The sequence below is a fragment of the Peribacillus frigoritolerans genome (genome assembly GCF_040250305.1).
Taxonomy (GTDB): Bacteria; Bacillota; Bacilli; order Bacillales; family DSM-1321; genus Peribacillus.
In genome coordinates this window covers 1,686,613-1,699,331 of record NZ_CP158190.1, presented here as the reverse complement: position 1 = coordinate 1,699,331, position 12,719 = coordinate 1,686,613, and the positions used below count along the sequence as shown (strand labels likewise).

Here is a 12,719-nt window from a genome sequence, read left to right as displayed (position 1 = left end):
AAAATGGATGGTTCTTGAAAGTGTGAAATCAAGACAAACTCAATATTTGGCTATTTACAAACTTTAAAAGGTAACACATTATATCACAATATATGGATATAATGAATCCACTATTTTCTGCCGATAATTTCCACTTCTGTTTCCATTTCAATTTCAAATTTATCATACACAGTATCCTTCACATGCTGTATCAAGGCTTGAACATCCGCTGCACTTCCATTACCTGTGTTAACGATAAAGTTCCCGTGCATCGGTGAAATTTGGGCTCCGCCAATAGAATGTCCCTTCAGGCCTGCATTCTCGACCAATTTACCAGCATGATGTGGAAGTGGATTCCTAAATATGCTCCCGGCACATGGAAGATTATACGGCTGGGTATCTTTACGGTAATTCTTGTTATTCTGCATTCTTTCTACGATTTCGGTTTTATCGCCCTCTGTCAATTGAAAAATTGCTTCCAGCACGATACCCGGTCTTTTCTTCTGAAGCAGAGAAGTTCGATAAGAAAACTCCATTTCTTCCTTCGAAAGCCAAGCTAAAGTTCCATCTTCGAAAAGAACATGTGCCTCCTTGAGAATTTCACTCATATCGGAACCGTGTGCACCAGCGTTCATATAGACAGCTCCGCCGACGGAACCAGGAATCCCACTGGCAAATTCCAATCCTGCATACCCTTTTTTACTGATTTGCACGGACAGGCTGACAAGTGAAACCCCAGCTCCTGCTTTTATCTCCGTCCCATTTATCTCGAGATGATCAAGTCCTTTACCCAATTTAAGAACGGCACCTTCAATTCCGCCATCACTGACAAGTAGGTTCGAGCCCCTGCCGATCACCCTCCATGGCATCCCATGATCTTTAATGACCTGCATCGTTTTTTCTATATTTTCAATGGATGACGGCACGATGAATAAATCTGCCGGCCCCCCAATTTTCATAGTTGTATGATTCGCAAGCGGTTCCTGTTCAAGAACTTTGCCGATTTTCATTTCAGTTAATTGCTTTATCACATTATCCATGATAAACCTCCTTGTTGTTCCAAAAATTCCAAGTTATAAATTTTCATTTCCTCTTCCATGAGGTCCCTTATATTACAAGATTAATAACGCATTTTAGCAGAAAAATGAACAGAAGCAAGCCCCAGTACGGCCTAACCCTCTTATACTATAGTCTAAACAAAGCCGTATTGCCAATATTTATTGTGGATTCCCCAACATTCATACATGGTAATATTTAAGCGGCATTTCATTTATTACTAAATTTCGGCAAGGCACCCTCCAAAATCGTTTTCCTGCAGGGGTTTTTGACTTAAAAAAAGGGAAGCCCTGCGTTCAACAGGACTTCCCTTTTGCCAAACCATATATTTTACTTATTTCAGAACCTTGAATACCGGCTAATATTCAGGAGCACCCCAATCGCCATCAACATGAGCGTCAGTGATGAACCGCCATAACTTAAGAGGGGCAAGGTGATCCCCGTAACTGGCATCAGTCCCGTTACCACCCCTATATTGATCATCACTTGAATGGCGACCATCGCAATGATTCCCACCGCTACAAGGCTCCCATATAAATCAGGGGCACCAAGTGCGATCCGAATTCCCCGCCAAAGCATGAGCGCAAATAATAAAATGACGAGAGAGCCCCCGATGAAGCCAAGTTCCTCTGAGAGGATGGCAAAAATGAAATCAGTCTGCGGTTCTGGTAAATAGAAAAACTTTTGGCGGCTTTGCCCGAGTCCCAGGCCGAACAATCCACCGGGCCCGATTGCATAAAACGATTGAATCATTTGAAATCCGCTGCCTAAAGGGTCTTCCCAAGGATCCAGAAAAGACGTGATCCTTTTTATCCGGTAGGGCGCTGACAAAATCAGACCGATAAAACCTGCTACCCCGATTAGCCCCAAGCCGACAAAGTGACTGATCTTTGCCCCGGAAATAAAAATCATGACGATGCACGTTCCAACCATTACCGTTCCCGTTCCTAGGTCCGGCTGTAACATGATCAATCCAAATGCCAAAAACACTAAACCCAAGGATGGAAGCATCCCTTTTTTAAAGGAGGTGATCAGCTTTTGCCGTTCCGATAAAAACTTAGCTAAAAAAGCGATCATTGCCAGCTTCATGAACTCAGAGGGTTGGATCGAAAAGGCACCTACCCCAATCCAGCTCCTCGAACCATTTCTCGCCATCCCTATACCCGGTACAAGCACAGCCAGTAACATAATGAAACAAATGATGATAAGGATCTTGGCCCATGTCCGCCACGTCCAGTAATCCACATTCATGATGAAAAACATGGCTATGACACCAACGCAGGCAAACAGCAACTGTCTTTTAGCAAAATAAAACGAATCATCAAATTTATATGTTGCCCATATGGCACTCGCGCTGTAAACCATGATTAATCCAACAGTCAAAAGACTTAAGGTGACGATAATGAGAATGAGATCAGGATTCGATTTTTTTAATGGCACGGACATCCACCTCTAGGAAGTTTTTCGAGCCTGCGAATATAAACATCAATGCTGATTGCTTGTCAGCACTTTAGTCAAAAAAAAAGCGATAACGGCTCATTATCGCTTTTTTCCAAGGTGTCAACGTAGAAGCAGGTTCACTTCTCTTTTGCGAAAGCTCTTACTTAAGTTTATGCACGGCCTCCATAAACATGTCTCCTCTTTGCTCAAAAGTTTTATATTGATCCCAGCTTGCACAAGCCGGGGAGAGAAGAATGCAGTCGCCTTCATTTGATAATTCAAATGCAGCCGGCACGGCCTTTTCTACATTATCGACACGTTTTATATTCGCTATTCCTATTTCTTTGGCTACCCGTTCAATTTTTTCTGCCGTTTCACCAAAAGTTATCACGGCTTTGACATTTTTCATCGCCGGTTTCAACTCATCGAATTCATTTCCGCGATCCAAACCGCCTGCCAATAAGATGACAGGTTCCGTAAAGGATGTTAATGCTTTGGATGCTGCAAGAATGTTCGTCGCTTTCGAATCATTATAAAATTTACGGTTATCGATCGCTGCGACAAACTGCAGACGGTGCTCCACACCATAAAATGTTTTCAGTACAGTCTGAATGGCTTCGTTAGCTACACCCTTCAGTTTTGCCGCCGAGATGGCCGCGAGCACATTTTCCAAATTATGCTTACCAGGAAGGGCTATCTCTGAAACTTCAATGATTTTTTCCCCTCGGAAACAGGCGGCTCCATTTTCCACATAGGCTCCATTTTCATGTTTCACTTCAGCTGAAAAAGGAACAAGTTCAGCCTTGGTCTTTTTCGCCATGGATAAAACAAGATCTTGATCTGCATTATAAATCATGAAATCTGAGGCTATTTGATTTTTCGTAATGGCAGCTTTTGCTTCGACATATTCCTGTTTGGAACTGTGATAATCCAAATGTGCATCATACAAATTTGTCACGATTGAGATTTCTGGACGAAATTCGTCTATTCCCATTAACTGAAACGACGACAATTCAATGACGATCGAGTCATCGGGTTTTGCTTTTTGGGCAACACCAGAAGCCACTGTACCGATATTACCGGCAATCAGCGGGGATTTTTCACCGATCTTCAACATTTCGTATATCAATGTTGTCGTGGTCGTTTTCCCATTTGTACCAGTGATTCCTATGAAAGGTGCCTCACTTATCTGATAGGCTAGTTCCACTTCCGTTATAACTGGAATCCCTTTTTCCAATGCGCCTTTTATAATAGGATTCCGATAGGGGATTCCCGGGTTTTTCACGATCAGCTCGAAACCTTCATCAAGGAGCTCGATCGGATGACTGCCGCAGATGACTTTGATTCCCTGTTCAAGAAGTCCTTGAGCCTCAGGATTTTCCGATAATGGCTTCATGTCATTAACGGTTACGAATGCACCTAATTTATGTAGAAGCGAAGCTGCCATCACTCCGCTTTTTGCCAAACCCAATACTAATATCTTTTTCTCTGAATATTTTGCAGTCTCTTTCAATTATATCCACACCTCTAAATAGATTCCGAGTACCGCACACAGCAGCCCCACTGTCCAGAAAGTCACGACGACGCGCCATTCCGACCAGCCGGAAAGCTCATAATGGTGGTGAAGCGGACTCATTTTAAAAATACGTTTACCAGTCGTTTTAAAAGATCCTACCTGCAGGATGACCGAGAGCGTCTCTATGACGAAGACTCCGCCAATGATTACCAGGAGGATTTCAAGCTTCGTTAACAAAGCGATGGTTGCGATTGCTCCTCCAAGGGCCAAGGAACCCGTATCCCCCATGAAAACCTTTGCTGGATGTGCATTGAATACCAAAAATCCGAGTACTGCACCGACAACCGCCACCGAAAAAATAGCGACATCATATTGCGACTGACTCCAGGCCAAAATGGCAAAAGCACCAAAGGCAATGGCTGATGTTCCTGAGACAAGTCCATCAAGCCCATCCGTCAAATTGACGGCATTCGAAAAACCTACAAGCCAGAAAATAACGATAAACAGATAAAACCAGCCAAAATCAAAAGCAAAGTCAGTGCCCGGAATCGTCAATTCAGGATTAAAACGGTCAGTCTGCTTAAAGACGAAGTAAAAGATGACCGAAATCACAATTTGTCCAAGCAGTTTTTGCTTGGAGGTCAGTCCCAGGTTTCGCTTCATGACCACTTTGATGAAATCATCCAGGAAACCTAATAAACCAAAACCTAAAGTAACGAATAGTAATAAATACGTTTCGGTTGAAGGTGCCGAGAATTTCAAAGTCATGATCAGTGTAGCGATGGTAACAGATAATAATATGACCAAACCGCCCATGGTGGGTGTTCCCGTTTTCTTCAGATGCGATTGTGGGCCTTCTTCCCTGATACTTTGCCCGAATTTCAATCTTCTTAAAAACGGGATGAAAATCGGCGAAAGAAGAACGGTTACTAAAAACGCCACCAAAATCGTATAAAAAATCACTTGTTCCAACATTCCTTACTCCCTCATTCCTAACACAATTCAAATATAAAATTCTGCTTAATGTCTTTTCTTATTTGCTCCAGGGCAATTTAGCGTCGGTTCAAACTGAACCCAAACGACTTTGAATCGCCTTTTCCGCTTCTTCACGGTCATCGAAGTGAAGCACTTCGTCACCGACCAATTGATAGGTTTCATGACCTTTTCCAGCTATTAATATAACGTCGCCCTCTTCCGCCTTGGAAACAGCGTAAGCTATCGCCTGCCTGCGGTCTTCGATAACCGTATATTCTTTGCCTGCTACACCAGCTTCCATATCCCGGAGGATCTGGGCAGCATCTTCACTGCGCGGATTATCCGAAGTGAAGATCGGGTCAGTCGCCAAGCTGCAAGCAATTTCAGCCATGATGGGACGCTTTGTCTTGTCTCGGTCCCCGCCGCAGCCCACTATCACAAAGATTTTCTTTCTAGCAAACTCACCAACAGTCTTGAGAACATTTTCTAAGCTGTCCGGAGTATGGGCATAATCAACAATGACCGGGAAGTCCTGATTCGCTGTAATGAGCTCAAAACGGCCTGCAACACCTTTTATTTCCTCGATGGATTTAATTGTCTCATCCAGATCGTTACCGGCGCACAGAGCGGCAGAGATGGCAGAGAGTACATTATAAACACTGAATTTACCAATCAGCTTCAGCTGAATGTAACGCTCTTCTTTACCTGCTGTCAAGGTGAAAGAGGTGCCATTTGCATCAATTTTTATATCCGTGGCCCTGATATCCGCATCTTTGTCTATGCCGTATGTAACCACTGTCGCAGCAGTCGCTTTAATGAACTCGGCTGTTGCTTCATCATCAGCATTAAGCACAGCATATTTAGGACGATTTTCTATGTAAGCATTGCCGAGCTGTGAGAAAAACAAGGATTTTGCTTGCCTGTATCTGTCCATGGTTTTATGAAAATCCAAATGATCCTGGGTAAGATTCGTAAAGACGGCAATATCATAATCACAGCCATGGACACGTCCCAGCTCAAGTGCATGAGATGAAACTTCCATAATGGCCGTGGTAACAGATGCTTCGGCCATTTCATGAAAAGCCTTCTGCAGCGTAACGCTATCTGGCGTCGTATTCTTGGTTTCATATACCGTATCGGCAATTTTTGTATACATCGTGCCAATCAAGCCGGTTTTTTCTTGTCGATCCTCGAAAATCTTTTCCAATAAGTGACTTGTCGTCGTCTTTCCATTCGTACCTGTAATTCCGATCAAGCGCATCTTTTGAGTCGGATGGCCATAAAATGCATCGGCAAGCACCGCCATCGCCCTGCTCGAATCCCTGACTACGATCACGGGAACATCGAGGTCAAGCGGCCTTTCGGCAATGACTGCTGCAGCTCCATGTTCTACAGCAAGTCGGGCAAAATCATGACCATCGACTGTATAACCTTTTATACAAACAAATAAACTTCCGTCTATGACTTTACGGTTATCATTTTCAATGGAGGTGATTTCAGGATTCTCTCCTTCATACGGAAATAAGGAGTGTAAATAAGATAGTAATTTGTGAAGCTTCATTTTTCCATCCCTCTCAACTTAATTTGAGGATTCATTATATGTGATTAGCCTCGGCTTGTCGAGAAAACCAATTTCAATTATACGGTGTTATCCCGACTCCGTAAACAAAGCGGCTGATGATTCTTCAGCCGCTTTAACTATTCATATATTATATTATACTTATTCTGTATTTTCGCCAAGATAAATTCTTATTGTAGAGCCTTGTTTTACTTTAACGCCTGGATCCGGGGCTTGATTTATGACTTTATCCCCATTTCCGGCAATATCAAGCTTAAGATCGATGAGCTGGGTTTGCAACTCTTTTTTGCTGAGACCCACAACGTCAGGTACCTCGACCATGACGGGATCCGTCCAGACCGTTTCCTTCTCAATCTGGTTTTTCCTTGGCTTGACGCCCATGGCCCTAAGTGAATCCTCCATGATGTTCCCAACGATCGGTGCGGCTACTACCCCGCCGAATTGTACCGTCCCTTTCGGATTATCCACAGCTATATAAACGACGATTTGCGGATCATCCGCTGGAGCGACACCTATGAATGAGAGAATATAATTATTTTCAAGGTATCGGCCATTTTCAGCTTTTTGGGCAGTACCCGTTTTCCCGCCGACCCGGTACGACTCCACGAAAGCTCCTTTACCGCTGCCTTGGGCGACAACGGATTCAAGTGCTTTACGGACTTTCTTCGAGGTTGCTTCTGAAATCACCTTTTTCTTCGCCTGTGGGGTCTTTCGCATCAGCACTTCCCCATTTTTTGGGTTCACCAGTTCCTTCGCGATATAAGGTGTATACAAAGTTCCGCCATTCACAGCAGCCGATACGGCTGTCACCTGCTGAATGGGCGTTACGGCTACACCTTGTCCAAACGCAGTCGTTGCCTGCTCAACCGGACCCACTTGATCCATGTTGAACATGATTCCTTTTCCTTCTCCGGTTAAATCTATCCCCGTCTTTTGCCCAAACCCGAAATCATTTATATATTTAAACAGCTTGTCTTTACCAAGCCGGTTCCCTAATTCTACAAACCCTGGGTTACACGAGTTCTCGACGACTTCAAGAAAAGTTTGGTCCCCATGTCCTCCGCTTTTCCAGCAGTGCAGTGTAGACCCTGACACTTCCACATGTCCGGAATCATAAAAATGTTCCTTTTCTAAGTCGACCTTCCCTTCCTCAAGCGCCGCAGCAAGCGTGATGATCTTAAAAGTCGAACCTGGTTCATATATACTCCAAACTGGTAAATTACGATTATACACTTCTGAAGGTACATTTTGGAAATTGGCTGGGTCGAAGGTTGGCCTGCTGGACATTGCCAATATTTCCCCGGTATTCGGGTTCATTGCAATGGCAATTATACCATCGGGATCATATGTCGCCTCCGCATTATCGAGCTCCCTCTCCACGATTGTCTGGATTTTGCTATCGATGGTTAGCTTCAGGTTATCGCCATCAACAGGGGGCTTATAGTCATCGGCCATATTCTCGAGCCTTTTCCCTTTCGCATCCGAGTAAAATTTAACGAATCCTTTTTCCCCGCTCAGTTCCTTATCATAAGACAATTCAATACCCATCAACCCTTGATTATCGGAGCCCGTAAAGCCAAGAACATGCGAAAGGTATTCACCAAATGGGTAATGCCGCTTTGAATCTTCAGCGATATAAACACCCTTTATCCCTAATGCTTTAATTTCCTTCGCCTTTTCATGAGATATCTTTCTGCCTTCCGGAATCCTGACGCTCATCGCCTGTTTCGTTAACCATTGATAAGCCTTTTCCTTTGTCATATCCAATATTGAAGCAAGCTGTTCCGCCGTCTCCCCTGGATTCTCAATTTGCCTTGGGATGACATAGACCGTTGGTGCAGATATATTCGTTGCCAGCTCGACACCATTCCGATCGAGAATTTCTCCTCGTTTGGCTTCAAAAGGAATATTCCTGCTCCAGGAATCTTTAGCCAGCCCCGTCAACTTATCCCCAAGATAAAATTGTACAATTCCCAATCGGATATCAATGATAAAAAAAACAACGATACCGATCGCCAATGCGATTGCCAGCCGTTTTCGGACAGTAACATTCGAAACACGCAAAAACAGGCACCTCCATTTCATACATGCTTCAATATATGCTTGTCTACTCGATGCTAGACTAGAAACCTTGAAAGAAATAAAGAGGGAATCCATTTGGGATCCCCTCTTTATATTCACTCTGTTTTCTCTTTAGTCGGTATATCTACACCAGCCCCTTCAGGCTGGGATAATTCAATATTAATGGTTTCTCCTTCCTTTACTTTTTTCCCGGCCTCAAGACTTTGTTTACTCACATATCCAGTACCTTCAGTTTTCAGATCCAGTTTTGCAACCTTAGCCAATTTCATAACATCGCGCAGTGACCATCCCTTCATGTCAGGAACTTTCATTTCTCCTTCAGTACGCAGTATTATCTTTTCACCCTGTAAAAGTATACTCTCGGCTTTTGGGGATTGATCGAGCACTTTACGCCCACTTCCGATCGTACTTACATCATAGCCAAGTTCCTTCAGTTCTTTGACAGCTGAACTCTCGGTTTGATTCGTATAGTCTTTGATTTTATTTGCTTTTTGTTTTTTAACATCAGAAGGTTTGATGTTTAGATATTGCAGGCTATTTTGCATGACAGGATTAAATATCTCTGACAATGGATCAGCCCCAACATAAGATGCACCTAACTTCGGCTGCTTGACCGCCACATACATGACCAACTGCGGATCATCTTTTGGAGCCATGCCTAAAAAGGAGAATACATAGTTATTTTTCCCTTCTAAATATCTACCTGTCGGACCTGGAATTTGTGCGGTACCGGTTTTTCCCGCTACTTCATAACCATCAATGGCATATTTTTTCCCAGTTCCTTTTTTCGCGGAAATTACCGTTTCCAAATAATCTCGTACCTGTTTTGCAGTTTCTTCCGAAATCGGTTGCCCTGTCACTTTCGGCTTTGTCGTTTTTAAAATTTTTCCGGTATCTTGATCGGAAATGCTTTTTATCACGTATGGCCGCATCATTTTTCCGTCATTGGCTATTGCGGATGCAGCTTGGATTTGTTGAATCGGTGTAACGGTCGAACCCTGTCCAAAGGAAGTAGTCACTTTTTCAAGCTTATACTTGTATTGAATTTTACCGGTTATCTCGTTCGGCAGGTCAATTCCCGTTTTTTTATCAAATCCGAACTTGGTCAAATACTCACGAAAAGTATCCGCTCCTATCTTATCCATTGCAAGTGTAGCAAAAGCGACGTTGGAGGAACGCTGAACCCCTTCAAGAAAGGTCATGCTCTTCCCTCTTTCGATTCCGCTATGATCTCCGATTTTCCCCGATCCGGCTTTGTAGGTTCCTGCAACAAAACTTTCATTCGGATTAAAGACCCCTTCCTCAACAGCAGCGGCAAGAGTGAATGTTTTCATGGTTGAACCCGGTTCGAAGGATTCTTCAATAGCCAGGTTACGCCATGTATCCGTTAACCCGACTTTCGTTGTCGGATGGAAGGTAGGCCTTTGCCCCATCGCCACTATCTCCCCCGTTTTTGGATTGGAGACAATCGCTATGATTTGTTCGGGATCGTATTTTTCCTGTACTTTGCTCATTGAATCTTCCAAGAACGTTTGTATTTTCTTATCGATGGTCAGCATGACATCATTGCCATTATCCGGGGCAACCACCTTTTCCTTCTTATCTGGTAAAAGGAAGCCCCATGAGTCACTGTCATATGTCAGCTTCCCATCCGTTTCCTGCAATTCTTTATTGAGGTACCTTTCAATGCCGAACTTACCAGCCATTTCCTCCGTTTCTTCATCCTTTTCTACATAGCCAATCAGATGGGAGGCGAAAATCCCATTAGGATAGAAACGTTTATTGGTTCTTCCGAATGTAATTCCCGGCAGTTCCAGTTTTTCTATTTTCTGCTTGACGACCTGAGTCAAATCCTTGCCGGCACTGCCAAATTCCACCTGGTATGCCCCTTTTTTCGTAAGTCTTTCATAAATGTCCTGTTCATCCATGTCGATATATTTTGCAAGCTTACTAGCGGTCATCTCCGGATCCTTGACATGCTCGGGCTCCTTTTCACTGAGTACAGCCCTTAAGATATAGGAGGAAGTATCCTCGGCGATGACTTCACCTTTTGTATCGAGTATGCTTCCCCTTTTGGCTTCTATGACCTGTTTTTTTTCATATTTCTTGTCGATTTTCGCAGCCAGTACCTCCCCGCCTGCTGTTCCTGTCACCTGAATATACAAAAAGCGGCAGACTAATACAAAAAAGAGCAGGCCGAATAAGAAGAATAATCCGGCTGCCCCATGCTTCATATTTTTTTGTTTCTGCATTATCACTGCACACCCTTCACATTATTCTCATTTAACTTGAACCCTAGCGCTGCAGCTTTTTTCCAAATCCTTTCGTATGTACTAAGTTCAGCAACCTGCACTTTCAAATCATCATTCACTTTACCCTGTTCTTCAATCGACGTTTCCACTAGCTGGATCTCTTTATTCGTTTCATAGATGGCCGCTTGATTTGAGACAATTTTCACTCCCATAAAGGTAACCATGATAGCAAGGGCACATAGTAAGAAAACTTCACCAATGGATATCTTCGCTTTACGGATGACCACCGTTTGATGTGTCTGTTGCTGCTGTTGATCTTCATATTGCTGTTCTTGTATTTTTTTGGCTATGGAACTCATTCATGTTCCCCCTTACTGTTTTTTTCTGTAATTATTGCTTTTCGGCGATTCTTAGCTTGGCCGACCGGGAACGATTATTCCCTTCCAATTCTTCTTCCGAAGGTAAAATCGGTTTTCTCGTAATTATTTTCATGGTTGGCTTGAATTCATCCGGGATAACTGGAAGTCCAGGCGGAAGGTCAGGCATGCTACTGGCCTTTTTAAATACCGTTTTACAAATTCTATCTTCAAGTGAATGGAATGTAATGACAGATATTCTTCCCTCTTTATCCAAAAGCGATATGGCTTGCTCCAAGGAATCCTCAAAGACACCAAGTTCGTCATTCACAGCGATTCTTATTGCTTGGAACACTCGTTTCGCAGGGTGTCCGCCTTTACGTCTTGCCGGGGCCGGTATCCCATCCTTTATTAGCTCCACAAGCTCGAACGTCGTTTCAATCGGTTTTATTTCACGTGCCGCTTCAATTTTCCTGGCAATTTGTTTCGAAAACTTTTCTTCTCCATATTGGAAGAAAATTCTCAGCAAATCATGGAATGACCAAGTATTCACGACATCATAGGCAGAAATGGCAGCACTTTGGTCCATCCTCATATCCAAAGGTGCATCATGGTTATAGCTGAAACCACGCTCTGGTGTATCCAATTGTGGGGATGACACGCCTAAATCATAAAGGATCCCGTCCACTTTCTCGATTCCCCGGGCATTCAACTCTTCTTTTAAGTATTTAAAATTATTAGGAACAAGAACAATACGTTCGCCATAGCTTTCCAATTTTTCCTTAGCATTCCGAATTGCCGTTTCGTCCTGATCAAAAGCATAAAGCCTGCCTTTGTCAGAGAGCTGTGAAAGCAAGTATTCGCTGTGACCGGCTCCTCCTAAAGTACAATCCACATAAATTCCATCAGGTTTGATGTTCAATCCATCAACCGTCTCTTTTAATAACACTGTTGTATGTTGAAACATGCTAGACATCCTTCCAATCGGTTATTGAGTGACTCTATTTCTGAGGGCAGCCTTAAATATCAAAGCCAATCATATTTTCTGCTATCTCAGCGAAAGAATCCTCCGAAGCTGAAAAATAGTTTTCCCAAAGGGATTTGCTCCAAATCTCAATACGATTGGTAACACCAAGAATTACACATTCTTTTTCCAATTGGCCATATGAAGTAAGCGGCGTGGGGATATTAATTCGCCCTTGTTTATCAATTTCGCATTCTGTAGCTGCAGAAAAGAAAAAACGGGTAAAGGCTCGGGCATCTTTTTTTGTTAAGGGCAGGGCTTTCAGCTTTTCTTCAAGCAGCTTCCACTCTTCCATAGGATAACCAAATAAACATTGATCGAGTCCGCGGGTAAGGACAAATTGCTCCCCGAGATTTTCCCTGAATTTCACCGGGACTATCAAACGGCCCTTTATATCGATGTTATGATGGTACTCTCCCATGAACATACCCACTACCCCCACATTCTAATCTCAATGTAC

General features: G+C 43.3%; 10 protein-coding genes. All 10 read right to left on the bottom strand.

Annotated features, from left to right (window positions below):
* Nucleotides 1-110: 110 nt before the first annotated feature.
* Nucleotides 111-1,019: a UDP-N-acetylmuramate dehydrogenase gene (gene murB, locus ABOA58_RS08430; protein ID WP_260357038.1), complete on the bottom strand. Its 909-nt coding sequence runs from the start codon at nt 1,017-1,019 to the stop codon at nt 111-113.
* A gap of 355 nt (nt 1,020-1,374) precedes the next feature.
* Nucleotides 1,375-2,481, bottom strand: a complete 1,107-nt coding sequence (gene spoVE, locus ABOA58_RS08425; RefSeq protein ID WP_434547772.1) for a stage V sporulation protein E — start codon at nt 2,479-2,481, stop codon at nt 1,375-1,377.
* Between the two features lie 154 nt (nt 2,482-2,635).
* Nucleotides 2,636-3,988 carry a UDP-N-acetylmuramoyl-L-alanine--D-glutamate ligase gene (gene murD, locus ABOA58_RS08420; protein ID WP_350301950.1) on the bottom strand — a complete coding sequence of 451 codons (1,353 nt, stop codon included), beginning with the start codon at nt 3,986-3,988 and terminating at the stop codon, nt 2,636-2,638.
* A complete protein-coding gene (mraY, locus tag ABOA58_RS08415; protein ID WP_101224579.1) occupies nt 3,989-4,966 on the bottom strand; it encodes a phospho-N-acetylmuramoyl-pentapeptide-transferase in 978 nt (325 codons plus the stop codon).
* An 88-nt stretch (nt 4,967-5,054) separates the two neighbouring features.
* On the bottom strand, nt 5,055-6,527 hold the full coding sequence (locus tag ABOA58_RS08410) for a UDP-N-acetylmuramoyl-L-alanyl-D-glutamate--2,6-diaminopimelate ligase (protein ID WP_350301949.1): 1,473 nt from the start codon (nt 6,525-6,527) through the stop codon (nt 5,055-5,057).
* 159 nt (nt 6,528-6,686) lie between these two features.
* Nucleotides 6,687-8,609, bottom strand: coding sequence for a stage V sporulation protein D (locus ABOA58_RS08405; protein WP_137018800.1), 1,923 nt, complete (start codon nt 8,607-8,609; stop codon nt 6,687-6,689).
* Between the two features lie 113 nt (nt 8,610-8,722).
* A complete protein-coding gene (locus ABOA58_RS08400) occupies nt 8,723-10,879 on the bottom strand; it encodes a penicillin-binding protein (protein WP_350301948.1) in 2,157 nt (718 codons plus the stop codon).
* Nucleotides 10,880-10,881: 2 nt separating this feature from the next.
* Nucleotides 10,882-11,238: a cell division protein FtsL gene (gene ftsL, locus ABOA58_RS08395; protein WP_101224576.1), complete on the bottom strand. Its 357-nt coding sequence runs from the start codon at nt 11,236-11,238 to the stop codon at nt 10,882-10,884.
* A 31-nt stretch (nt 11,239-11,269) separates the two neighbouring features.
* On the bottom strand, nt 11,270-12,202 hold the full coding sequence (gene rsmH / locus ABOA58_RS08390) for a 16S rRNA (cytosine(1402)-N(4))-methyltransferase RsmH (protein ID WP_034313911.1): 933 nt from the start codon (nt 12,200-12,202) through the stop codon (nt 11,270-11,272).
* A 52-nt stretch (nt 12,203-12,254) separates the two neighbouring features.
* Nucleotides 12,255-12,686 carry a division/cell wall cluster transcriptional repressor MraZ gene (mraZ, locus tag ABOA58_RS08385; RefSeq protein ID WP_034313914.1) on the bottom strand — a complete coding sequence of 144 codons (432 nt, stop codon included), beginning with the start codon at nt 12,684-12,686 and terminating at the stop codon, nt 12,255-12,257.
* Nucleotides 12,687-12,719: the final 33 nt, after the last annotated feature.

Bases quoted from the DNA above. Each gene is read 5' to 3' on its own strand.
- ABOA58_RS08400 (WP_350301948.1), bottom strand. From the start codon at position 10,879: ATGCAGAAACAAAAAAATATGAAGCATGGGGCAGCCGGATTATTCTTC.
- ftsL (WP_101224576.1), bottom strand. From the start codon at position 11,238: ATGAGTTCCATAGCCAAAAAAATACAAGAACAGCAATATGAAGATCAA.
- murB (WP_260357038.1), bottom strand. From the start codon at position 1,019: ATGGATAATGTGATAAAGCAATTAACTGAAATGAAAATCGGCAAAGTT.
- mraY (WP_101224579.1), bottom strand. From the start codon at position 4,966: ATGTTGGAACAAGTGATTTTTTATACGATTTTGGTGGCGTTTTTAGTA.
- rsmH (WP_034313911.1), bottom strand. From the start codon at position 12,202: ATGTTTCAACATACAACAGTGTTATTAAAAGAGACGGTTGATGGATTG.
- ABOA58_RS08410 (WP_350301949.1), bottom strand. From the start codon at position 6,527: ATGAAGCTTCACAAATTACTATCTTATTTACACTCCTTATTTCCGTAT.
- spoVE (WP_434547772.1), bottom strand. From the start codon at position 2,481: ATGTCCGTGCCATTAAAAAAATCGAATCCTGATCTCATTCTCATTATC.
- mraZ (WP_034313914.1), bottom strand. From the start codon at position 12,686: ATGTTCATGGGAGAGTACCATCATAACATCGATATAAAGGGCCGTTTG.